The sequence below is a fragment of the Pseudarthrobacter oxydans genome (assembly GCF_013314975.1).
Classification (GTDB): Bacteria; Actinomycetota; Actinomycetes; order Actinomycetales; family Micrococcaceae; genus Arthrobacter; species Arthrobacter oxydans.
In genome coordinates, this window is record NZ_JABTYH010000005.1 from 95276 (window position 1) to 117845 (window position 22570).

Genomic DNA, 22570 nt, shown 5'->3' on the forward strand with positions numbered 1-22570 from the left:
CGCGCTATCGGCCGGATTGGCCAGAGATCACATTCATATTGCGTGACGGACTTGTAAATAGGTTTTCTAATTCCGTCACGGTAGGTACTTGAACGGGGCCTAGTGCATGACGGCCAGGAGGATGCCGACGCCGACAAAGAGCACCCCAAAGACCTTGCTGAGAACCATTTGTCCACGCGCCGAATGCGTAAACCGCTGGAAGGACCGGGCGGCTGCCGCGAAGAAGAACCACATCACCAGGATGTCGATGCCGATAATCGTGGCCGTCAGCACGGCGTACTGGGCGAGGAGCGGCTGTTCAGGCCTGATGAACTGGGGCATGAACGCCAGGAAGAAAATGATGGCCTTGGGGTTGAGCAGGTTTACCCACAACCCCCGGCGGAAGATGGACCAGGCAGGTTCGTTCCGGAGGGCGGCGGATTGCTGCTCTTCGACATTCGGCTTGCTCAGGAACTGCCTGATGCCCAGGTATACCAGGTAGGCGGCGCCGGCAAAGCGGATGACGTTGAAGGCGACGGGAGAGCTTGCCACCAGGACGCCCACGCCGAGCGCCACGATCACCACGTGGATCACCAGTGCTGCCTGTTGTCCCAGGATGCCCCAGATGGACCGGCGGAACCCGGCATTCAGGGAATTGCTCATGGTGTTGATGGCTCCGGCGCCGGGCGTGAAGCTGATCAGTGTTCCGGCGCCCACCAGGGCGAGCCAAAGGGAGAATTGCACCATCCAAGTTTAGTGGCCGTTGACGCCGCCTCATCACCTGTTTGCCCTGCTTGCGGGCCATAACTGCCGTGCTGCGAGTGCGGCCGCCTGGACAAGTACCGGCTCAAGCCCGGGCGATGACCTCACCGTTGGGGATCAGGAACCAGCCGTCGTCGGTGGAACCCCAGCGGTGCCACCCGGCCGAGATCCGGGCCAGGTCAGCGGGATTGGCGAAGCCGTATTCCAGCGCCTGCTCCGCGAAGGCGGAATGAAGCACGCGTTCCCCCCACACGCGCGCCTGCCACCGCCGCTGCTGGCTTGTGGCATAAAGCCAGTTGCTGCTGGAGGGTGCCACGTCGCTAAAGCCGGCCGCCTGCGCCCAGCTGACCAGCCGGCGGCCGGCGTCGGGTTCCGCCCCGTTGCGCCGCGCGATGCGCTGGTAGAGCTCCATCCACTCGTCCAGTTCCGGAATGGCGGGGTACCAGCTCATGCCGTGGAAATCGGCGTCGCGCACGGCAACGATGCCGCCGGGCTTGGCGACCCGCCGCATCTCACGCAGCGCCTCCACGGGGTCTGTAAGGTGCTGGAGCACCTGGTGGGCGTGGACGACGTCGAACGTCTCATCATCAAAGTCCAGGTCGTAGATGTTGCCAGCCATGAACTCCACGTTGGAAACCTCGCGTTCCATGGCGAGCGCCTTTGCCTGGGCGATGATGTCCGGTGACCGGTCCAGGCCCGTCACCTTGCCCGGCGCCACCAGGACGGCGAAGTCGCAGGTAATGGTGCCCGGGCCGCAGCCGACGTCGAGCACGCTGGCTCCGGGTGTGAGGTGCGGCAGGACGAACGCTGCCGAATTCTCGGCGGTCCGGGCGGCATGGGCGCGGACCACGGATTCGTGGTGGCCGTGCGTGTAAACGTCGTCTTCAGGCTGCTGCGCACTCATAACCAAACGCTACCCCCAACCAGGTAGCAGCACGTGTCCTTTTGACCCCTCAAAACGACATGTGCTGCTACCTAGTTGGGTGGGGCGGGGGTGTCCGGCCGGCCGGCGGAAGACTCTTCGCGCGCAGCGACCGTGGCCTCCACCATGGCGGTCATGAACCGGGTGACAATCTCCAGCTCTTCAGCCGAGAACCCGGCCATGGCGCTGCCCATCTGGCGGGCCAGCGGAGCGAAGATGGCGCCGCCCTCCTGGAAGGCCTTAGGGGTCATCCTGAGCTGGACCTGACGGCGGTCCGAACTGTGCCGCTCACGTGTCACGTGTCCGGAATGGTCCAGCCGGTCAATGAGGGCGGTGGTGGCGGGGGAGCTGAGGTGCAGCTCCTTGCGCAGGAGCCCCGGCGTGACCACATTCCCCTTGGCGGTGTGGCGCATGATGACGGCCAGCGCGTTGAGGTCTGTCCGGTGCATGTCCTTGCGGCCGCCTGCTGTATCCACGTAGCGGTTGGCTTCGAGCGTGAATTCCTGCAGGAGGCGGACCAGGGGGTGGGGCCCGCCCGCGGTCCCGGGAGGGCCGCCCTGCGGTGCCGCGCCGGTGCCTTCTGCCATGTCCACCTCCCGGTTGTCTCCATGCCTGGCTGGTTGCAGTGCAACCGTGCGTTGCGTACTGACGGATATTACTTCAGCGGCGGGGGCCCCTTGCTCTCGGTGGAATCCACAGAAAGCTAGCCAGACGCTTATCTCCATGATGGAGATACTCTAGTATGGAACCAACTGTACTCCCCGCCCGTCGTCCGGAAGGCATCATGAAACACAAATCCTCAGGAACGGAGCGCGTCCCGTTCTGGCTGCGCTGGCTGCTCCCCGTCATCCTGGTCCTGACGTGGCTGGCGCTCGCCGGCGTCGGAGGCCCCACTTTTGGCCGTCTGGAAGAGGTTTCATCCAACGACCAGGCTTCCTTCCTGCCCGCCAGCGCCGAGGCCACGGCTGCCCAGGACTGGCAGGCGAAGTTCCGGGACTCTGACGAAGTGCCCGGCGTAATCGTGATCGAGAGCGACGAGGCCTTCACCCCGGCCCAGCTCGGGGAAGTGGCGGGCCTCAAGGCGGAGCTGGAAGGGCTGCAGCTTGGCAGCGCAGTGGTGGGCCCGATTCCTTCCGAGGACGGCAAGGCGGTCCAGTTCATCGCGCCGATTGACTCGTCCTCGGAGGTCAAGGAGGCCGTCCAGGAGCTGCGGGACACCGTGGCAGAGTCTGCGCCGGAAGGAATGCAGACCTTTGTGACCGGCCCGGCCGGACTCGCGGCGGACCTCACGGCTGCCTTCGCCGGAATTGACGGAATCCTCCTCCTGGTGGCCCTGGCCGCCGTGTTTGTGATCCTCCTGATCGTTTACCGCTCCCTTCTGCTGCCCATCATGGTGCTCCTGACCTCCGTCTTTGCGTTGTGCGCGGCCATCCTGCTGGTCTTCGGCATGGCCAAGGCCGGGTGGATACAGCTGAACGGCCAAAGCCAGGGCATCCTGTCCATCCTGGTCATCGGCGCGGCAACGGACTATGCACTCCTCTACGTGGCACGGTTCCGCGAGGCCCTGACCCACACCGCCAACCGCACCGCGGCCGTGCTCACCGCCTGGAAGGCATCCTTCGAGCCGATCCTGGCCTCCGGCGCCACCGTGATCATCGCCCTGCTGTGCCTGCTCTTCTCCGACCTGAACTCCAACAAGGCCCTTGGCCCCGTGGCTGCTGCCGGCATTCTTTGCTCCCTGTTCGCAGCCCTCACGCTGCTGCCGGCGCTGATGGCGCTCCTGGGCCGGGCGGCATTCTGGCCGTTCCGCCCCAAGCTGGTCCCGGCGGAAGACCGCGAACCCGAACTGGTGACGGGGCTGGAGGGCCAGAAGGGACTGTGGCGGGCCACCGGATCCCTGGTCTCCCAGCGCCCGCGTACGGTGTGGATCGCCTCCGTCCTGCTGTTGCTGGTAGCGTCGGCCGGCGTCCTGCAGCTCAAAGCCAACGGCGTCCCGCAGACAGACGTCATCCTCACCGCCTCCAACGCCGTGGACGGCCAGGACGCCCTGGCGCGCCACTTCGACGCCGGCAGCGGCAGCCCCGCCGTCGTGGTTGCGGACCAGGGCAAGGCGCAGGAGGTGCTTAACACGGTGAAGGCGGCCGACGGCGTAGGGGACGCCTACCTGCTGGCCCAGGGCAGCGTGCCCATCACCGGGGCTCCCGGCGCTCCCAGCGCTCCCGACGTCCGCGACGGCAAGGTGCTTATCAACGCCACCCTGAACTCCGCAGCGGACTCCCTGGAGGCGGAGGAAGCGGTGAAGGCCCTGCGCGAGGACGTGAAGGCCGTGGACCCGGACGCCCTGGTGGGCGGCGTGACCGCGACGGCGCTGGATACCAACACCACCGCCCAGCGTGACCTGGTGATCATCATCCCCGTGGTCCTGGTGGTCATCCTCTTCATCCTGATGCTGCTGCTCCGCTCCGTCCTGGCGCCGGTGCTGCTGGTGCTCTCGGTGGTGCTCTCCTATGCGGCAGCCATGGGGGTTTCGGCCTTCGTGTTCAACAACATCCTCGGTTTCCCGGGCGCTGATGCCACTGTTCCGCTGTTCGGTTTCGTGTTCCTGGTGGCGCTCGGGGTGGATTACAACATCTTCCTCATGAGCCGGGTCCGTGAGGAATCGCTGAAGCACGGCACCCGTCCGGGCATTCTTCGCGGCCTGGGCGTCACCGGCGGGGTGATTACGTCCGCCGGCGTGGTCCTGGCTGCCACCTTCGCCGCCCTGGGCGTCATCCCCATCATGTTCCTGGTGCAGCTGGCGTTCATTGTGGCCTTCGGTGTGCTGCTGGACACCGTGCTGGTGAGGTCCCTGCTGGTGCCCGCCCTGGCGTACGACATCGGCCCCGGCATCTGGTGGCCCAGCAAGCTGGGGCGGCAGGAGGTTGAGGAACGCCCGGACCGGGATGAGGCCCTGTTGGCCAAAACGCCTGCTGGATAGACTGCACATGCGCCCGCATGGACGCGGAACTCAAAGGAGAGATGCACCATGACCGAGAACCAGGAATCCCCGGCCGAGCAGCCCCGCAAAGGAAGCACCGCCCCCGGGCTGGAAGGCGAGGGCGGGCAGTACGTGGACGGTGACTACGGTGATGCCGGGACTGTGGGAGAGCCCGCCGGGAACCTTGAGGACGGCGAGTACCCGGACGGGGACTACGGCGACGCCGGGACGTCCGGTACGGCCCGGGAAGCCGATGCAGTCCGGGACGGGGCCGCGGACGGCCAGGTGAACACCACCTCGGAGGAAGGCGGTCCCCTGCACGGCGGCCGGGACAGCGACAGGTAGCGAGGCCGCAAAAGCAGCACCGCAACACGCAGCAGCACGGCGGCGGGTTCTCCAACAGCGAAAACGGAGATCCGCCGTCGTCCGCGTTTAAGCGGCGTTAGCCGCGTGATTGCTGGCAGCCTGGCGGATCCCTGAAGCTGGAGGCAGGCAAAGTTGAGCGCACATCACTCAACTTCGTATTGACATCAATCGTGTGCTGAGTAAAGTTGAGTGCAGAACGCTCAATACGAGGGCGCCAACCAGTTTCCAAGGAAAGAAGGAAGCAACACATGTCACGTGCAGTAGGTATTGACCTCGGAACCACCAACTCCGTCGTCTCCGTTCTCGAAGGTGGCGAGCCCACCGTTATTGCCAACGCCGAGGGTGGCCGCACCACGCCGTCCGTCGTTGCATTCTCCAAGTCCGGCGAAGTCCTGGTGGGCGAAATCGCCAAGCGCCAGGCCGTCAACAACATCGAGCGCACCATCGCCTCGGTCAAGCGCCACATGGGCACGGACTGGACCGTCAACATTGACGAGAAGAAGTACACCCCGCAGGAAATCTCCGCGCGTATCCTCATGAAGCTGAAGAACGACGCCGAGTCCTACCTGGGTGAAAAGGTCACCGACGCTGTGATCACCGTTCCGGCGTACTTCAACGACGCCGAGCGCCAGGCAACCAAGGAAGCCGGCGAGATTGCAGGCCTGAACGTCCTGCGCATCGTCAACGAGCCCACTGCCGCAGCCCTGGCCTACGGCCTGGACAAGGGCAAGGAAGACGAACTCATCCTGGTCTTCGACCTCGGCGGCGGAACCTTCGACGTCTCGCTGCTGGAAGTCGGCAAGGACGAAGACAACTTCTCCACCATCCAGGTCCGCGCCACCGCCGGTGACAACCGCCTGGGCGGCGACGACTGGGACCAGCGCGTCGTCGACTACCTGCTCAACCAGCTCAAGGTCAAGGGCATGGACCTGTCCAAGGACAAGATCGCCCTCCAGCGCCTCCGCGAAGCCGCTGAGCAGGCCAAGAAGGAACTCTCTTCCTCCACCAGCACCAACGTTTCCCTCCAGTACCTGTCCGTCACCCCCGACGGCCCGGTCCACCTGGACGAGCAGCTGACCCGCGCCAAGTTCCAGGACCTCACGAAGGACCTGCTGGAGCGCACCAAGAAGCCGTTCCACGACGTCATCAAGGAAGCCGGCATCAAGCTCTCCGACATCGACCACATCGTGCTGGTGGGCGGTTCCACCCGTATGCCCGCCGTGTACGACCTGGTCAAGGAACTCGCCGGCGGCAAGGAACCGAACAAGGGCGTGAACCCGGACGAGGTTGTGGCTGTTGGCGCAGCACTGCAGGCCGGTGTCCTGAAGGGTGAGCGCAAGGACGTCCTGCTGATCGACGTCACCCCGCTGTCCCTCGGCATCGAAACCAAGGGCGGTGTGATGACGCACCTGATCGAGCGCAACACGGCCATCCCCACCAAGCGGTCCGAGACCTTCACCACGGCCGACGACAACCAGCCGTCCGTGGCAATCCAGGTCTTCCAGGGCGAGCGCGAGTTCACCCGCGACAACAAACCGCTGGGCACGTTCGAGCTGACCGGTATTGCCCCGGCTCCGCGCGGCATTCCGCAGATCGAGGTCACCTTCGACATCGACGCCAACGGCATTGTCCACGTGTCCGCCAAGGACAAGGGCACGGGCAAGGAACAGTCCATGACCATCACCGGCGGTTCCAGCCTCTCCAAGGAAGACATCGACCGCATGGTCCGGGACGCCGAGGAGCACGCAGCCGAGGACAAGGCCCGCCGCGAGGCAACCGACACCCGCAACACGGCCGAGCAGCTGGCCTACTCCGTGGACAAGCTGATTGCGGACAACGCCGACAAGCTGCCTGAAGAGGTCAAGACCGAGGTCCAGGCCGACGTCGACAACCTCAAGAAGGCACTCGAGGGAACCGACGACGCCGCCGTGAAGTCCGCCTTCGAGAAGCTGCAGGCTTCCCAGGGCAAGCTGGGCGAGGCCATCTACGCCCAGGCCGGGTCACCGGACGGTGCCACCGGCGCTGCAGGTGCTGAAGGCGCTGCGGGATCAGCTGCCGGTGACAAAGCTGGCGACGAGGACATCGTTGACGCCGAGATCATCGACGAAGACGAAGCGAAGAAGTAGCCATGCCCCATCACGGTAACGAGGAAGAGCACACTTCCACCGGCCACGATCGCGCAGGCCAGCAGGGCGACAGCCATGAGCCGGTCATCCGGGACAACCGCAAGGTCGACCCGGTGACCGGTCAGGCCCGGCACCCTGAAGAGGGCACCAGCTCCCACGGTGCAGGTCCGGCTTCCGGCACGGATTCCGACGGCGACGCCCTGGCCCAGGCTGAGGAGATCCTCAACGGCGTCGAGGTGCCGGCGGAAGAATCCGTCGCGCAGGGTGCCGCTGGAACGGGTTCGGCCAACGCTGAGGCGGCCGAGCTGCGGAACGACCTCCTCCGGCTGCAGGCCGAGTACGTCAACTACCGCAAGCGCGTTGAACGCGACCGCGCCGTGGCAGGGGAAATGGCCGTCATCGGCGTCCTGAACTCCCTGCTTCCAGTCCTGGACGACGTCGACGCAGCCCGCCAGCACGGCGACCTGGCCGACGGACCGTTTGCCGCGATCGCCGCCAAGCTGGAGAACGCGCTGAAGACGTACGGCCTGGTCCGCATCGACGAGACCGGCGTGGAGTTCGATCCCACGATCCACGAGGCCCTGATCCAGCAGCCTGGCGAGGACATCGAGGTTGACACCGTCAGCCAAGTACTCCGTTCCGGCTACAAGTCGGGAGAACGCGTCCTCCGCGCAGCCCAGGTCATCGTCGCAGTACCTGCGTAGCATTACCTTCGGTGGTTGAGCCGGCCGATTTCCGGTTGGCTCAACCACCGACTCATAACTTTTTGAAAGGAAACGCCATTGGCTAGCCAGGATTGGGTGGACAAGGACTTTTACGCGATCCTTGGTATCGCCAAGGACGCTTCCGACGCCGACATCAAGAAGGCATACCGGAAGCTCGCCAGGCAGCACCACCCGGACACCAACGCGGGGAATGCTGCTTCGGAGAAGAAGTTCAAGGACATCTCCGAGGCCTATTCCGTGCTCTCGGATCCCGATGAGCGCCAGCAGTATGACGCCATCCGGGCCATGGGCAGCGGCGCACGGTTCGCCCCCGGCGGCGCCGGGGCTGGCAGCGCCGGGTTCGAGGACATGTTCGGTGGCCTGTTCACGGGCAACACCGGCCGGCACGCGGGCGGGTTCAACCCCTCCGCGGGCGGCATCCCGCCGGAGTTCGCTGACCTGTTCGGCGGCGGCTTCGGCCAGACCGGATTCCAGCGCACCCCGCAGAAGGGTGCGGACCGCACAGCCTCCACAAGCATTTCCTTCGCCGGTGCCATCCGCGGCACCACCATCGGCCTGCGGGAACCCAGCGGCGAAGTGATCGACGTCCGCGTGCCCGCCGGCATCAAGGACGGCCAGAAGGTCCGCGTCCGGGGGAAGGGCCAGCCCGGCGCCGCCGGCTATGGAGACCTGGTGGTGTCCGTCGCCGTCCAGCCGCATGCGTTCTACACGCGCGACGGCGACAACCTCCGCATCCACGTCCCCGTCACCTTCCCCGAGGCTGCTTTGGGAGCGGACATCGAGGTGCCCACCATCGACGGCGAAAAGGTGCGGGTCCGCGTGCCGGCCGGTACGCCGTCGGGCCGCACCTTGCGGGTCAAAGGCAAAGGCGTGAAGACGTCCAAGGGAACCGGCGACCTGCTGGTGACCATCGACGTCGCCGTTCCCAAGAACCTGAACAAGGAAGCCGAAGCCGCGGTCAAGGCGTTTGCCGAAGCCACGGCCGGAGCCGATGTCCGTGAGGGCCTGGCCGCCAAGGCCCGGTTGTAGCAGGGGAGGTGTGCTGTGGACGTCAGTGCTGACCAGCCTATCTTCGTGATCTCGGTCGCGGCTGAACTCGCGGACATGCACCCCCAGACGCTCCGGCAGTACGACCGCCTGGGCATCGTCTCGCCCAGCCGCGCTCCAGGGAAGTCCCGCCGCTACTCGCAGCGGGACATCAACATGCTCCGTGAGGTCCAGCGGTTGTCCCAGGAGGGCGTATCGCTGGAGGGGATCAAACGGATCCTGGAGCTGGAGAACCAGGTGGCAGCCCTGCAGAGCAGGGTTTCGGAACTGACCGAGGAACTTGGCCGGCGCCGGCAGCCACTGGACGCCCGGATCTTCGCAGCGGGCGCTGCGGGCGACGTGGTGAGCCTGGCGCGTGGCCAGCGTCCGCGCCCGCGGTCGCAGGCCGTGGTGCTGTGGCGGCCGCGTGCCATCGGCAGGTAAGTACCACCCCACGGGTACGGGCGGGAATTAGAGTACCCACTACTCGTGACCACCGGAGCCCCCGGAAACTTCAATGGAACCACTGCTGGATCAGCAGCAGTGTTCCAAAGTTTCTGGGGGTTTTTCCATGTGTGGTTTCGATTCTTGCCGCCCTGCATTTGAGGGGCACCGATGAGCCCGGGGATGGAGTCGGTGGCAGCGTTCAGCGGCTCGCTTCCCGGCCAGATGCTGCTGGCCATCGGACAGACGGTGGTGGTGGTGTGTGTCTGCTTTGACATGGTGCGCGCACTGTCCGTCCCCAGGTCCCACCGGCGCTACCTGGCCAGCACGGTCTTCCGTACCCTCGCGATTCCGTCCATCATCGTCAACGGGCTGACGGTTCTCATCGCCCTGGTGCTGTGGTCCTGGATCGACGTGGTCATGGGCATGTTCGTGCTGGTGGCCATCATCTTCCGCCTGCACCACGACAAGGACGAGGACAACTGGTGGAAGGGCAAGGGCAAGAAGCTGGCCCGCTGGGCACGCCGCCAGTTCGCCGGACGGACCGCCGCCGCCCCCGCGATGGGATAGCGCGGAAGGCTGCAGCGGCTCGGGCCCCTGTCCGGCGGGCGAAGTCCTGCTGCTAGCCGGCAGTCAGCTCTTCATAGAGCTTCCGGACGCGCGACGTGATGTCGTCGCGCACCAGGCGCATGCGCTCCATCCCCTCGATGCCGCGCTCCGAGGGCTCGTCGGTTTCCCACACTTCGAAACGCGTTCCCTCCCGTGGCTCCAGTTTCGCTTCCGTCCCCAGCACGATCACCGCGTCCACAGCGTCCAGGACGTCCCCGGTAACAGGCTTGGGGTGTTCGCCGCTGATGTCGATGCCCAGCTCGGTGAGCGACTCCACGGCCTGGGGGTTCAGGGACTTTCCCGGTTTGGTGCCGGCCGAGTACACGGTGACCCTCCCGTTGGCCATCTGGTTCATCAGGCCGGCGGCGAGCTGGGATTTGCCGCCGTTCTTGCTGCAGACAAAGAGGACGGCTGGTGTGTTGGGGGCGGGGGCCTGGTGGCTCGGGTTGGACATGGCGGTGCTCCGGAGGTCGATGTTCAGGGATCTAGTTGCCGCCGGAGCGGCCGTGGGAAAGTCCGGTGGGAAAGCCCACCAGGACGGGCTCGGGGGCTGCGCAGCAGCCGGCATCGGGCCCGGCTGCGGTTGCTGCTGCCGGGACGTCGCAGCTGGTGCCCGCGTCCGTGGAGCAGACGCCGGTTTCGGGAAGTTCCAGCTGGACGGTGTCGGCGGCCTCGCGGTCCCCGGCCAGGGCGGCCACCACCGAGCGGACCTGCTCGTACCCGGTGGCGAGGAGGAAGGTGGGTGCCCGGCCGTAGGACTTCATGCCCACGATATAGAAGTCCTTGTCCGGGTGGGCGAGGAGCCTGGCACCGTGCGGAGGGACGGTGCCGCAGGAGTGGAATTCCGGGTCGATCAGGGGGCCGAGCTCACGGGGAGCCTCAACGGCGGGATCGAGTTCCAGCCGGATTTCGCGGAGGATGTCCAGGTCGGGCCGGAAACCGGTGCAGGGGACCACGATGTCGGCATCAAGGGTCCGGCCATCTGCGGCTTCCACCGTCACATGGGAGTCGAGAGACTTTAGCGAGCTGATGCCGAATCCGGTGTGGAGCTCGATTTTTCCTGCCTCCACCAGGCGCCGCACGCGGCCGCCGAGCTGTCCACGGGCAGGAAGGCCGTCAGCGTCGCCGCCGCCGTAGACTTTCGCCGCCGACGCGCCGCGGACGGCCCAGAGGATCCGGGTCTCCGGCTCTTCCCTGGCGAGCTCGGCCAGGCTGGTCAGCGTGTTGGCGGCGGAATGGCCGGCGCCCACCACCAGGACACGGCGTCCGGCGAACGCCGCCCGGTCCCGGCCTGTAACGTCCGGCAGCGGAGCGGAGATGCGGTCCGCTGCGGTGTCCTCGCCGATGGCGGGAAGGCCGGAGGTGCCCAACGGGTTGCGGCGGGACCAGGTTCCGGACGCGTCGATGACGGCGGCGACGGTGTGGTCACGTGTTTCGCCGTCCGCGTGCTCCACTCGGACGGTGAAGGGTGTGGTGTCCCGGTTGCGGGTGTGGGTCTTGTCCATCCCCGCCCGGGTTACGGCGACCACGCGGGCTCCGGTCTGCAGCCGGGATGCAATCGCCGGCAGCCCAGCCAGCGGTGCCAGGTAGTTGTCCACGAGTTCCCCGCCGTAGGGCAGCGCGGTGGGGCGGGGGGCCTCCCATCCGGCGGATTCCAGCAGGCGCACCGCGGCGGCATCGAGGTTGAACCGCCAAGGCGAGAACAGGCGGATGTGCCGCCACTGGTCAATGGCCGCTCCCGCCGTCGTGCCTGCCTCGAGGATGAGCGGCTCAAGGCCGCGCTCCAGCAGGTGGGCCGCCGCGGCCAGGCCCACAGGGCCGGCGCCGATCACGGCAACGGGAAGGTTCTTCGCTGAATCCATGCTGTCCTCTGTTTCATCCGTAGGTCTTGTGCGGTAGGCGGCCCAACTAGGTAGCAGTAAGTGTCGTTTTGAGGGCCCATAACGACACCTGCTGCTACCTAGTTGGGGGAGGGGCTGGTTTAGCAGCAGTCCTGGTCAGTGCAGGAATCGTCGTCGCAGCAGCCGGAGTCGCCGCAGCATCCTGTACCCATTCAGCTCACCCCCTCCCTTGAGAGTGCTTCTAGGCGTGGGTTGGTTCTTCCACCAGGGCGGTAGCGATGCTGTCCGCGTCCTCGAGCGCTGCGAGGTAGCGTTCCGCGTCGAGGGCTGCGGCACAGCCGGTGCCGGCGGCGGTGATGGCCTGCCGGTAACGGTGGTCCACGGCATCCCCGCAGGCAAAGACGCCTGAGAGGTTGGTGACGGTGGTGGGGGAGTCCACCTTGATGTAGCCCTCCTCGTCCAGGTCCACCTGCCCGGCCACCAGTTCGGTGCGGGGCACGTGGCCGATCGCGACGAAGATGCCGGTGGCGGCCTGTTCGCGGGTTTCCCCGGTGCGGGTGTCGGTGAGCGTGACGCCGGTGACTTTGCTGTCTCCGTGGATGGCGGTGATGGCAGAGTTCCACGCGAAGCTGATCTTGGGGTTGTCCTTGGCCCGCTGCGCCATGATGCGGGAGGCGCGCAGTTCACCCTTGCGGACGACGACGGTGACGGACTTGCCGAACCGGGTCAGGAACATCGCCTCCTCCATGGCCGAATCCCCGCCGCCCACCACGATGATGTCCTGCTCGCGGAAGAAGAACCCGTCGCAGGTGGCGCACCAGGACACGCCGTGGCCGCTGAGCTTCTTCTCCTCCGGCAGTCCGAGCTCCTTGTAGGCGGACCCCGTGGCGAGGATGACGGCTGGCGCCTCGTGCACGTCGCCGCCGCCGGTGACCACACGCTTGAGGTGGCCTGACAGCGCAACCTCCGTGACGTCGTCGAACACTACCTTGGCGCCAAACTTTTCCGCCTGCTGCTGCAGCCCGTCCATCAGTTCGGGGCCCTGGATGCCGCCCGGGAAGCCGGGGAAGTTCTCCACTTCCGTGGTGTTCATCAGCGCCCCGCCGGCGGTGACCGAGCCGGCCAGGACCAGGGGCTCCAGCCCGGCGCGGGCGGCGTAGATGGCGGCGGTGTAGCCGGCAGGGCCGGAACCGATGATGATCAGCTGTTCTGTCTTTACGCTCTCTGCGTTCGCGGTCTCGCTCACGGGAATCTCCTGGGGGTCGGAATCTTGGGGGTCTACTTGGCGGCTGGGGTCAGGGACGCGATCAGGTCCTCGATCCGGCCCCTGATCTCGTCGCGGATGGGGCGGACCGACTCCACGCCCTTGCCGGCCGGGTCCTCCAGGACCCAGTCCTCGTAGCGCTTGCCGGGGAAATACGGGCATTCATCGCCGCAGCCCATGGTGATGACGACGTCGGATTCCTTCACCGCCTCCGTGGTCAGGACCTTGGGGACCTCCGCGGACATGTCGATGCCCACCTCCGCCATCGCCTCGACGGCGGAAGGGTTGATCTTGTCCGCAGGCTGGGAGCCTGCGGAGCGCACCTCGATGGCGCCCTTGGAGAGGCTGGTGAGGAAGGCGGCGGCCATCTGGGAGCGGCCGGCGTTGTGGACGCAGACGAACAGGACGGAGGGCTTCTTGGCGGTTTCGGTGGTCATGGTGTTCTCCCGGGGTGTGGCGGTGGTCAGAAGGAAGCGGTGGCGGGGGTGAAGAAACGCTTTCGCGCCCACAGTGCGGCGTATACAAGTGCAACAAGCGTCGGCACTTCAATCAAGGGGCCGACGACGCCGGCCAGGGCTTGCCCGGACGTCACGCCGAAGGTGCCAATCGCCACGGCGATGGCCAGCTCGAAGTTGTTGCCCGCGGCAGTGAAGGCGAGCGTGGTGGTTTTGGCGTAGCCGAGGTCCAGCCATTTGCCGATCACCATGCCGGCGCCGAACACCACCACGAAGTAGACCAGCAGCGGAAGTGCGATCCGGGCGACGTCCAGCGGGCGGGCCGCGATGGTTTCGCCCTGCAGGGCGAAGAGGAGGGTGATGGTGAACAGCAGTCCGTAAAGCGCCCACGGGCCGAGCCTGGGAAGGAACGTGCCCTCGTACCAGTCGCGGCCCTTGGCTTTTTCGCCGAGGGTGCGAGTGAGGAACCCGGCGAGCAGCGGGATGCCCAGGAAGATCAGCACCGAGAGGGTGATGGCCCAGAAGGAGAAGTCCGCGCTGGTGGTGGGCAGGCCAAGCCAGGACGGCAGGAGCTGCAGGTAGAACCAGCCCAGTGCACCGAAGGCCACCACCTGGAAAACGGAGTTGATGGCCACCAGGACCGCGGCGGATTCCCTGTCCCCGCAGGCGAGGTCGTTCCAGATCATCACCATGGCGATGCAGCGGGCAAGGCCCACGATGATCAGGCCGGTCCGGTACTCGGGGAGGTCCGCGAGGAAGAGCCAGGCCAAGGCGAACATAAACGCCGGGGCCAACAGCCAGTTGATCACCAGGGACGAGATCATGAGCTTCCTGTCGCCGATCACGCGGCGGGTCTGGTCGTAGCGGACCTTCGCCAGGACCGGGTACATCATGACCAGCAGGCCGACGGCGATGGGCAGTGACACTTCGCCCACCTTGACGGCTTCCAGGGCTGTGTTGAGGCCGGGGACCAGGTTTCCGAGCAGGAGGCCCAAGGCCATTGCGGCAATGATCCATACAGGGAGGAAGCGGTCAAGGGTGGAGAGTTTGCCGACGACGGCCTCGTCCCCTCGGGTGGGCGGTGTCTCGGTCCGGGTGCTCACGGGTCTCCTGCGCTGCTCTGTAATAGATTGATGAAAGTCGATATAGGAAGTATTGCCACCTATATCGATGAATGTCAATCTATGTGCATAATGGGTGTCATGAACCTCCTCCATACTGCTGGTACCGCCGTCGACGCTTCCTGCTGCGTTCCCTCGGACAAGCCGGTGCTGGGCATCGAAGAGGCCCAGCGCAAAGCCCTGGTCTTCAAAGCCCTGGCCGATCCCAACCGCCTGCGCCTGCTGTCCATCGTCAAGGCGGAGGACTCGGGGGAGTCCTGCGTCTGCGATCTGACGGAGCCGCTGGACCTGGGGCAGCCCACCGTTTCCCATCACCTGAAGATCCTGGTGGAAGCCGGGATCCTGCACCGGGAAAAGCGCGGCACCTGGGCCTACTACTCACTGGTGCCCGGCGTGATGGACGACATCGCCGGCATCCTTTCAGCGCTGTAACGGCGCCTCCGGATGCACTGCGCTGAACTCAGCCGCGCCGGTGGTGGTCCGTCCGGCGCATCCGCACGGCCACCAGGAGGCCGGATGCTGCGGTGATGGCAGCAACCGCAAGCACAGCCGCCGGGATGCCGTAAGCGTCAGCCAGTACCCCGGAAAGCAGGGCCCCCACAGCGAAGCCGCCGTCCCTCCACAGCCGGTAGATCCCCACGGAACGTGCCCGCCAGAGCGGATGGGCGACGTCGCCGATCGCCGCGAGGAGCGTGGGATAAACCATGGCCGTGCCGGCGCCGAGCAGGACCAGCGCGGCGAGCCAGGTTCCGAAATCCTGTCCGACGGCGACCAGGAAAAGCGCCCCGGCCTGGACCAGCATGCCTCCGGCAATCAGTGGTTTGCGGCCGATGCGGTCCGACAGGGGGCCCGTGACCATCTGTCCCGCACCCCACACGGCCGGGTAGGCCGCGGCAAGGATGCCGATGCGTTCAATGCCCAGCCCCGCTGCGGCGAAGAGGACAGGAAGCAGTCCCCAGGCCAGGCCGTCGTTGAGGTTGTTCACCAGGCCGGCCTGGCTGATGGAGGACAAGGACCTGTCCCGGAAGCTGGTGAGTGTAAAGACCTCCCGGGTGCGCAGGCCGGCCCCTGCTCCCGCATGGACGGAGACATGGCCAGCGGCCTCGGCCTTGGCGTGGTGGTGTGTCTCGCGCACTGTCAGCACGGACAGCCCCAGGCCGATGGCGATGAAGGCTGCGCCGAGCAGGAACGGCCACGGGCGCAGGCCGAAGCTTGAGGCGATGTAGCCGGTGGCCAGTGCCGTGCCGGCAACGCCGAGGTAGCCGGCGGCTTCGTTCAGTCCCATGGCCAGTCCCCGGCGTTCGGGGCCCACAAGGTCCATCTTCATCATCACGGTGGTGGACCAGGTGAGGCCCTGGCTGATGCCCAGCACCACGTTGGCTGCGACGATCAGGCCCCAGGAATCACCAAAGATCAGCAGGAACGGGACCGGGAGGGCGATGAGCCAGCCCGCCACAAGCACCGGTTTCCGGCCGTAGCGGTCCGAGAGTGTTCCGGCGAAGTAGTTGGTGGCGGCTTTGGCCACACCGAACGCAACAATGTAGGTCAGGGCGGCCGTGTACTGGCCCAGGCCAAAGACCTGGTCCGCCAGCAGCGGCAGCACGGTGCGCTCCTGGCCCAGTGTGCCGCCCACCAGGGCGTTGACTGCCACCAGGAGCATGAACTGGGCCAGGTTTTGCCGAAGCCCCAGCACGGTACCGGCTGGTCCCCGGCCACGGCGCGGGAGTGTGCTGCCCTGCATACGGACTGCTCCGTTCGTCGTGGGGACAGAATTCGGGTATAAGGTTGCCCGGGCCGGAGGGGGGACCAGCCCGGGCGGTCTGGGGGGTTACTTAGCTGAGACGGCGTTCTGTCGCGTCTGCTGCCAGGCGTTCCAGCCGGCGTAGCTGCCGTCCAGTTCGACGACGTCGTACCCGGCCCGGCGCAGGGCGCTGGCTGCTACGGAGTTCCGGACGCCGGACTGGCAGTAGGTGACGATGGTGCCGTTGGCGGGGAGTTCGTCCAGGTGCCACATGACGCGGCCGCCGCTGAGCTGGTGGGAGCCGGGGATGTGCCCGGCGGTGTGCTCGGTTTTGTTGCGGACGTCCAGGACCATGGCGGCGCCAAAGCCGTCGAGTTCCTCCGGCTGGATGAGCTTAGGGGGTGCCGTGGGGAGCCCGTCGATGCTGGTGAGGTAGCCGGCCACGTTGTCGATGCCGACGCGGACCAGGTGGTCCCACGTGTCCATGGCGGCTTCCTGGTCCGGTGCCAGCAGTACCAGCGGGTTCTTGTCTGTCTCGGGGTTGACTACCCAGGCGCCGTAGCTGGCTACGGACTTGCCTGCCGGCACGTTCAGGGAGCGGGCTACCGTGCCTTCGTGGACCTCGCTGTTGGAGCGGGTGTCGATGAAGGTCAGGGTGTCCTCTGCCAGGCCGGCAGCGACGATGCCGGGTGCGAGCTCGGGCAGCGGGGTGCGTTCGCCCATGATGGCCGGGCCTTCACGGTTCTCGCGCTTCATCCGGCCGAAGTAGGCGTGGGCGTCGGGCTGGCCGTCGAGGAGTTCGTTGATGAAACCCTGCTCGTCGTTGGCGGCGAGGTAGGGGCCCCACCAGGCGTAGAGGCGCTCGTAGCCCACGGTTGAGGAGGGGATGGCGCCGAGGGCTTTGCCGCAGGCGCTGCCGGCACCGTGGGCGGGGTGGACCTGGACGTAGTCGGGAAGGGTGAGGAACTTGTCCCGCAGGCTGGTGAAGAGCTGCTTGGCCCCTTCGAAGCGGGTGTCGATGCCGCCGGCTGCCTCGTCCAGCAGGTCCGGCCGGCCCAGGTCGCCGGAGAAGACGAAGTCGCCCGAGAGCAGGTAGCCGGGCTGGTCGCTGAACGCGCCGTCGGTGACCAGGAAGGACAGGTGCTCGGGGGTGTGTCCCGGGGTGTGGAGGGCCTTGATGGTGATGTTGCCCAGGGTGATGGCGTCGCCGTCGTGGAGGCGTTCGCCGTCGAATTCGTACTGCCAGTCCGGTCCGCCCTCGCCGGAGACGTAGATCTTCGCGCCGGTGGCAGCGGCCAGTTCGCGGGTGCCGGAAAGGTAGTCGGCGTGGATGTGGGTTTCGGTGACGGCCACGATCTTCATGCCGTTCTTCGCGGCAAGATCCTGGTACACGGCGATGTCGCGGCGGCCGTCCACCACTATGGCTTCACCCTTGGCCTGGCAGCCAATCAGGTAGCTGGCCTGGGCGAGGTCTTCATCGTAAATACGCTCGATAAGCATCTGGTGCTCTCCTTCAATGGAGTAGGTGTTTGGGGAGGTCTTTAATTCAGTGTAATACCCCGGGGGGTATCCCGCAATGAGGGGTATGCGCCGGGCAATCCGTGCCTGGGTCAGGCGGGCTGCTGGGCTGCATCAGCCCGGAGCTTGTCCATGTCCAGCTTCTTTACGTCCTGGATGACTTCTTCCAGGCCTGTGGCGTTGAGGGCTCCGGGCTGGGAGAAGACCAGCGTCTTGTCCTTGAAGGCCATGAGGGTGGGGATGGCGGTGATGTTCGCGGCGGCGGCGAGGGCCTGTTCGGCTTCGGTGTTCACCTTGGCGAAGGTGATATCCGGGTGCCGTTCGGCGGCCTTCCCGTAGGTGGGGGCGAACATGCGGCAGGGGCCGCACCAGGCTGCCCAGAAGTCAACGAAGACGATCTCGCTGTTCTCCAGGGTCTCGGCGAAGCTCTGTTCGGTGACGTCGATGGTTGCCATCGTCTTTCGTGTCCTTTCGGGTGTGGTTTGGGGTGAAGGGTGGCGGAACTGCGGGCTCAGGCGGTGGGGAGGCCGGCGCGGGTCCAGGCGATCATTCCGCCGGCCATGGTGTCCGCGGTGAAGCCGGCCCCGTTAAGGGCGTCGGCCACGCGGGCTGAGCGGTTGCCGCTGCGGCAGACTGCAATGACGGGGACGGCGGGGTCCAGTTCGGACAGGCGTGCCTGCAGCTGGCCCATGAAGATGTGCAGGGCGCCGGGGATCATGCCTTCCTCCACCTCGAAGTCCTCGCGGACATCGAGGATGCGGGCGGTAGTGCGCCGCTGGTCGGCTTCGGTGATGGTGATTTCAGCCATTGGATTCTCCTTCGACGTGCGTGTGGACTGTTGCTAGCGGACGGGTTCGCCGGCCGAGCGCCAGGCGCCCATGCCGCCGCGCAGGGAGTACGCCTGGTACCCCTGGGAGGCCAGGAGCCGTGCCGCTGAAGCGGAGCGGACCCCGGACGCGCAGACGGCGATCACGGGCTTGTTCTTATTGATTCCGGTCGTGTTGGTTCCGGCGAAGTCGGATTGCAGCCGGTCCAACGGAATGTGCTTCGCCTGGGGTGCCCTTCCGGAGCGCCATTCCTGGGCGGAGCGGACATCGATCAGCGCGGCGCCGGAGGCCAGGAGGTCCTTGGCCTCCGCGACTGAAACCGTTTTATAGGGCTTGCTGAAGGCTTTTTTCAGGGAGCTGATGAGGCCCATGGTGTTCTCCTTGGTTGCTGGTGGCGGGGTCAGGCGGGTGAGGGGACGTTGCTGCGCCGGCCGCTTCGGTTGCGCAGGGGGCACGAGCTGATGAAGAACCAGCAGACGCCTGCGGTGGCTGCCGTCAGGGCTGCGACTCCGGCGGCGATGAACCACCGCAGGTCGGCCGGGGCCTGCTGGATGAGGACGAAGGACCCCATGGCCAGGACGAACCAGCCGAACGCCTTCCGCAGGGCGGCCTCCGGGATGCGGCCGGCGAGTTTGGACCCGGCAAGAGTGCCAGCGATGGCGGCCGCGGTCACGCCGAGGGTGATGCCCCAGTCGAGCTGCACCGTGGTGAGGTATCCGGCGAGCCCGGCGAAAGACTTCATGGCGATGACCACCAGGGAGGTGCCCACGGCAACGGACATCGGCAGGCCGCCCAGGAGTGCAAGGGCCGGGACCACCAGGAATCCGCCGCCCGCGCCCACCAGGCCGGTCACGAGCCCGACCACGGCGCCGTCAAGCAGCACCCTCCCAAGGGGAAGTTCGTGCTTGACCGGCGGTGCGCCGCCGTCGGACTTTTTCTTCCGGCCGCGAAGCATGGCCACCGAGGTGGCCACCATCATCACCGCGAAGGCGATGAGCAGGATCTGGCCGGGGATGTGCCCGCCCAGGAGGCCGCCGACGAACGCACCGGCCATGCCGGCCGCGCCGAAGATCAGGCCGGTCCGCCACATCACCCTGCCGCCGCGGGCGTGGCTGAACACGCTGACCGCGGAGGTGACGCCGACGACGAACAGGGAGGCTGCGATGGCTTCCTTGGCCTCGAACCCGGCCACGTAGACCAGGATCGGGACTGTCAGGATCGATCCGCCGCCGCCCAGGACACCGAGCGAGAGCCCGATGACTACCGACAGGGCAAGGACCAGGATGAGGGTGGCGGTCATGAGGCTTTGGCCTCCTCCAAGGTGTCAAGGGCCGGGGCGTCAGCGATGGGAAGGGTCAGGATGGCGCTTTCGCGGGTGGGTTCCTTGGCGGCCTTGTTCCATGGCATGGCGGAGATGGCCTGGCCCATGGCGCAGGTGTTGGTGGCTGCGGAGAAGGTCAGTCCGGTGCCGATCACCCCGGCAAGCGTCCGGATCTTCGGGGAGACGAACTTGCCGCCGGCCAGGCCCAGGACCACCAGGGATCCGGCCACGAGGCGGACCTGGCGCTCCAGGTCCCAGCGGTTCTTGCCCTTGACGACGTCCCCGCCGGCGGCGGCGAAGCCCGGGGCCCCGCCGGTCAGGACGTAGGCGCCGTCGATCCCGGACTTGCCCAGCCGCTGGCGTGCCTGCTCGGCGCGGGCTCCGGACTGGCAGACCAGGACCACGCGGGAGCCCAGGCGGGCGGCGAGCTCGTCAGTGTGCTCGGACAGCAGCGGCAGGGGCACGTTGTAAGAGCCGCGGATGTGCATGGACTCGAATTCTGCGGCGGAGCGCACGTCGATGACGACGAGGTCCTGGTGCTGTTCGATCCAGCTGCGCAGGGTCTCGGGAGCAAGGGCGGTAACGGCCGGTGCGGTGGAAGGGGAAGTCATTGCTGGCCTCTCGTTGGGGGAAGGTGAATACCCCACCGAGTATTACAGATACCCCCGGGGGTAGTCAAAACACCCCGAGGGGTATATAGTTGGACTCAAGAACCCCACTTACGGAGACCTCATGGAACTCGACTCGACTGAACTGGCCCCAGTGGTCAACCGCCTCAAGCGCGCCCAGGGCCAGCTCGCCGCTGTGACGCGGATGCTGGAGGAGGGCAGGGACTGCAAAGACATCGTCACGCAGCTCGCCGCCGTATCCAAGGCGCTGGACAGGGCTGGCTTCGCGATCATCGCCAGCGGCCTCGAGCAGTGCATTGTCCGCGAGGACAGCACCATGGACCGGAAAGAGCTGGAGAAGCTCTTCCTTTCCCTCGCGTAACCAAACTGGACCCGGAACGGGCCTTTAGGCTGGCTGATCCCCGCCACCCGCGGGCAAACGCAAGAGGGGTACTGCGCGCGCGTCGGCGTGCAGTGCCCCTCTTGCGTTGTCAGGTTTCAGCCGTTGATGACCTGCGGTACACCGAGGGCTTTGAGGCCCTCGACGCCGAATTCCAGTCCGTAGCCGGATTGTTTGGCGCCGCCGAAGGGGATGCGCGGGTCTACGGCGCCGTGCCTGTTGATCCAGACGGTGCCGGCCTGGATCCGGCTTGCGACCCCGCGGGCTGCTGAAACATCCGAAGACCAGACGGAGGCGCCGAGTCCGACGTCGAGTCCGTTGGCATTTTCCACGGCTTCATCGATGGTGCTGTAGCGGATGATGGGCAGGGCGGGGCCGAACTGTTCCTCGGCCACGAGAGGGTTGTCGTTGTCGATGTCCGCGACCAGGGTGGTGGGGTAGAAGTAGCCGGGCTGGTCCGGCTCCGGGTTTCCGCCCAGCAGGACGCGTGCGCCGGAAGCCTTCGCTGCCTCCACGAGGCCTGCAACGACGTCGTACTGTGCCTTGTTCTGCAGGGGCCCGAGGACGTTGTCCTCGTCGAGGCCGTTGCCCATGGGCATCGTGGCGGCGACGGCGGTGAGTTCTTCGCAGACGGCGTCGTAGATGTCATCGTGGACGTAGAGGCGCTTGAGGGCCGCGCAGGTCTGGCCGGTGTTCAGGAAGGCGCCCCAGAAAATATCTTCGGCGATGGCCTTGGGGTCGGCGTCGGGCAGGACGATCCCGGCGTCGTTCCCGCCAAGTTCCAGGGTGAGCCGCTTGATGGTGTCCGCGGAGGACTTGATGATGGCGCGGCCGGCCGCGGTGGAGCCGGTGAACATGATCTTTCCGATGGCGGGGTGGTCCGTGAGCCGGGCACCTACTTCCCGGCCGCAGGAGACCACGGAGAGGATGCCTTCGGGGAGTTCCTCATTCAGTACAGTGGCCAGCGCCAGGACGGAAAGCGGGGTGTTGCCGGAGGGCTTGACCACCACGGCGTTGCCCATGCGCAGGGCGGGGGCAATCTGCCAGATGGCGATCATCATGGGCCAGTTCCACGGGCCGATCGCGGCCACGACCCCGATGGGCTTGTAGTGCAGCTCGGCGCGGGTCTGGCCGTCGTCCACGATCGTTTCAGGCTCAAGCGGGAGGTTGGCTGTGGCGCGCAGCCAGGCCACGCACGCGCCCACTTCGAACCGGGCATTGGGGCCGTTCAGGGGCTTGCCCTGCTCGCGGGAGAGCAGCTGGGCCAGTTCCTCGGCGGAACGTTCGACGGCGTCGGCTGCTTTCAGGAGCGCGGCCGACCTCTCGCTGTGGCCCAGCGCAGCCCACGCCGGCTGCGCTTCCTGTGCGGCGGAGACTGCCGCCTCGAGGTACTCGAGGCTGTGGACGGGGGCTTCGCCTACGGGCTCTCCCGTGGCGGGGTCCAGGATGGTCCGGCCGGTACCGGGTGCGGCAGAGACGGACGCCAGAAGCGCATCGTAGGTTTCCATGGTGTACTCCACTTCGAGTAGGCAAGGACG

Annotated in this window: 25 protein-coding genes; 9 read left to right on the plus strand and 16 right to left on the minus strand. The window is 66.5% G+C overall.

Features of this window, described 5'->3' with window-relative positions:
• Positions 1-99 precede the first annotated feature (99 nt).
• The 3 genes from HTS88_RS05275 to HTS88_RS05285 all read right to left on the minus strand — a co-directional run bounded on the left by HTS88_RS05275 (position 100) and on the right by HTS88_RS05285 (position 2250).
• Complete coding sequence (locus tag HTS88_RS05275) at positions 100-723, minus strand: LysE family transporter (RefSeq protein ID WP_174176196.1); 624 nt, start codon at positions 721-723, stop codon at positions 100-102.
• A 103-nt stretch (positions 724-826) separates the two neighbouring features.
• Complete coding sequence (locus tag HTS88_RS05280) at positions 827-1645, minus strand: methyltransferase domain-containing protein (RefSeq protein ID WP_174176198.1); 819 nt, start codon at positions 1643-1645, stop codon at positions 827-829.
• 71 nt (positions 1646-1716) lie between these two features.
• On the minus strand, positions 1717-2250 hold the full coding sequence (locus tag HTS88_RS05285) for a MarR family winged helix-turn-helix transcriptional regulator (protein ID WP_246256009.1): 534 nt from the start codon (positions 2248-2250) through the stop codon (positions 1717-1719).
• Between the two features lie 197 nt (positions 2251-2447).
• Between HTS88_RS05285 and HTS88_RS05290 the strand changes: the two genes are divergently transcribed.
• The 7 genes from HTS88_RS05290 (at position 2448) to HTS88_RS05320 (ending at position 9897) form a co-directional block, all read left to right on the plus strand.
• Positions 2448-4640, plus strand: a complete 2193-nt coding sequence (locus tag HTS88_RS05290) for an MMPL family transporter (RefSeq protein ID WP_174176200.1) — start codon at positions 2448-2450, stop codon at positions 4638-4640.
• Positions 4641-4688: 48 nt separating this feature from the next.
• On the plus strand, positions 4689-4985 hold the full coding sequence (locus tag HTS88_RS05295; protein ID WP_174176202.1) for a hypothetical protein: 297 nt from the start codon (positions 4689-4691) through the stop codon (positions 4983-4985).
• Positions 4986-5254: 269 nt separating this feature from the next.
• Positions 5255-7132 (plus strand): molecular chaperone DnaK, encoded by a 1878-nt coding sequence (gene dnaK / locus HTS88_RS05300; RefSeq protein ID WP_174176205.1) that lies wholly within the window; start codon positions 5255-5257, stop codon positions 7130-7132.
• Between the two features lie 2 nt (positions 7133-7134).
• Positions 7135-7836 (plus strand): nucleotide exchange factor GrpE, encoded by a 702-nt coding sequence (locus HTS88_RS05305; protein WP_174176207.1) that lies wholly within the window; start codon positions 7135-7137, stop codon positions 7834-7836.
• A gap of 78 nt (positions 7837-7914) precedes the next feature.
• The gene (locus HTS88_RS05310) at positions 7915-8886 is read left to right on the plus strand and encodes a DnaJ C-terminal domain-containing protein (RefSeq protein WP_174176209.1); all 972 of its coding nucleotides are present in this window, start codon (positions 7915-7917) and stop codon (positions 8884-8886) included.
• 15 nt (positions 8887-8901) lie between these two features.
• Complete coding sequence (locus tag HTS88_RS05315) at positions 8902-9327, plus strand: heat shock protein transcriptional repressor HspR (protein WP_066279799.1); 426 nt, start codon at positions 8902-8904, stop codon at positions 9325-9327.
• Positions 9328-9510: 183 nt separating this feature from the next.
• Positions 9511-9897, plus strand: a complete 387-nt coding sequence (locus HTS88_RS05320; RefSeq protein ID WP_174176355.1) for a hypothetical protein — start codon at positions 9511-9513, stop codon at positions 9895-9897.
• Between the two features lie 52 nt (positions 9898-9949).
• Here the strand turns inward: HTS88_RS05320 and HTS88_RS05325 are convergent, their stop codons facing one another.
• The 5 genes from HTS88_RS05325 to arsB all read right to left on the minus strand — a co-directional run bounded on the left by HTS88_RS05325 (position 9950) and on the right by arsB (position 14599).
• Positions 9950-10390, minus strand: coding sequence for an arsenate-mycothiol transferase ArsC (locus tag HTS88_RS05325; protein ID WP_174176211.1), 441 nt, complete (start codon positions 10388-10390; stop codon positions 9950-9952).
• Between the two features lie 31 nt (positions 10391-10421).
• Complete coding sequence (locus HTS88_RS05330) at positions 10422-11798, minus strand: FAD-dependent oxidoreductase (protein ID WP_174176213.1); 1377 nt, start codon at positions 11796-11798, stop codon at positions 10422-10424.
• Positions 11799-12018: 220 nt separating this feature from the next.
• Positions 12019-13023, minus strand: coding sequence for a thioredoxin-disulfide reductase (gene trxB, locus HTS88_RS05335; RefSeq protein ID WP_174176215.1), 1005 nt, complete (start codon positions 13021-13023; stop codon positions 12019-12021).
• 32 nt (positions 13024-13055) lie between these two features.
• Positions 13056-13478, minus strand: a complete 423-nt coding sequence (locus HTS88_RS05340; RefSeq protein WP_174176217.1) for an arsenate reductase ArsC — start codon at positions 13476-13478, stop codon at positions 13056-13058.
• Positions 13479-13504: 26 nt separating this feature from the next.
• A complete protein-coding gene (gene arsB, locus HTS88_RS05345; RefSeq protein ID WP_343044882.1) occupies positions 13505-14599 on the minus strand; it encodes an ACR3 family arsenite efflux transporter in 1095 nt (364 codons plus the stop codon).
• 99 nt (positions 14600-14698) lie between these two features.
• On the opposite strand from arsB, the gene HTS88_RS05350 reads away from it, so the two are divergent.
• The gene (locus tag HTS88_RS05350; RefSeq protein WP_174176221.1) at positions 14699-15049 is read left to right on the plus strand and encodes an ArsR/SmtB family transcription factor; all 351 of its coding nucleotides are present in this window, start codon (positions 14699-14701) and stop codon (positions 15047-15049) included.
• A gap of 28 nt (positions 15050-15077) precedes the next feature.
• Here the strand turns inward: HTS88_RS05350 and HTS88_RS05355 are convergent, their stop codons facing one another.
• The 7 genes from HTS88_RS05355 to HTS88_RS05385 form a co-directional block, all read right to left on the minus strand.
• A complete protein-coding gene (locus HTS88_RS05355; protein ID WP_174176223.1) occupies positions 15078-16358 on the minus strand; it encodes an MFS transporter in 1281 nt (426 codons plus the stop codon).
• Between the two features lie 87 nt (positions 16359-16445).
• A complete protein-coding gene (locus HTS88_RS05360) occupies positions 16446-17858 on the minus strand; it encodes an MBL fold metallo-hydrolase (protein ID WP_174176225.1) in 1413 nt (470 codons plus the stop codon).
• A 110-nt stretch (positions 17859-17968) separates the two neighbouring features.
• A complete protein-coding gene (gene trxA, locus HTS88_RS05365) occupies positions 17969-18331 on the minus strand; it encodes a thioredoxin (RefSeq protein WP_174176227.1) in 363 nt (120 codons plus the stop codon).
• A 56-nt stretch (positions 18332-18387) separates the two neighbouring features.
• A complete protein-coding gene (locus HTS88_RS05370) occupies positions 18388-18684 on the minus strand; it encodes a rhodanese-like domain-containing protein (RefSeq protein ID WP_174176229.1) in 297 nt (98 codons plus the stop codon).
• 33 nt (positions 18685-18717) lie between these two features.
• Positions 18718-19074 (minus strand): rhodanese-like domain-containing protein, encoded by a 357-nt coding sequence (locus HTS88_RS05375; RefSeq protein ID WP_174176231.1) that lies wholly within the window; start codon positions 19072-19074, stop codon positions 18718-18720.
• Positions 19075-19103: 29 nt separating this feature from the next.
• Positions 19104-20003, minus strand: coding sequence for a sulfite exporter TauE/SafE family protein (locus tag HTS88_RS05380; RefSeq protein ID WP_174176233.1), 900 nt, complete (start codon positions 20001-20003; stop codon positions 19104-19106).
• Positions 20000-20635, minus strand: coding sequence for a rhodanese-like domain-containing protein (locus HTS88_RS05385; RefSeq protein ID WP_174176235.1), 636 nt, complete (start codon positions 20633-20635; stop codon positions 20000-20002). Before HTS88_RS05385 ends, HTS88_RS05380 begins: the two co-directional genes overlap by 4 nt.
• A 121-nt stretch (positions 20636-20756) precedes the next feature.
• On the opposite strand from HTS88_RS05385, the gene HTS88_RS05390 reads away from it, so the two are divergent.
• Positions 20757-21014 carry a metal-sensitive transcriptional regulator gene (locus HTS88_RS05390; protein WP_066279770.1) on the plus strand — a complete coding sequence of 86 codons (258 nt, stop codon included), beginning with the start codon at positions 20757-20759 and terminating at the stop codon, positions 21012-21014.
• A gap of 116 nt (positions 21015-21130) precedes the next feature.
• On the opposite strand, the gene HTS88_RS05395 is transcribed toward HTS88_RS05390, so the two are convergent.
• Complete coding sequence (locus HTS88_RS05395; protein ID WP_174176237.1) at positions 21131-22540, minus strand: aldehyde dehydrogenase family protein; 1410 nt, start codon at positions 22538-22540, stop codon at positions 21131-21133.
• Positions 22541-22570 lie beyond the last annotated feature (30 nt).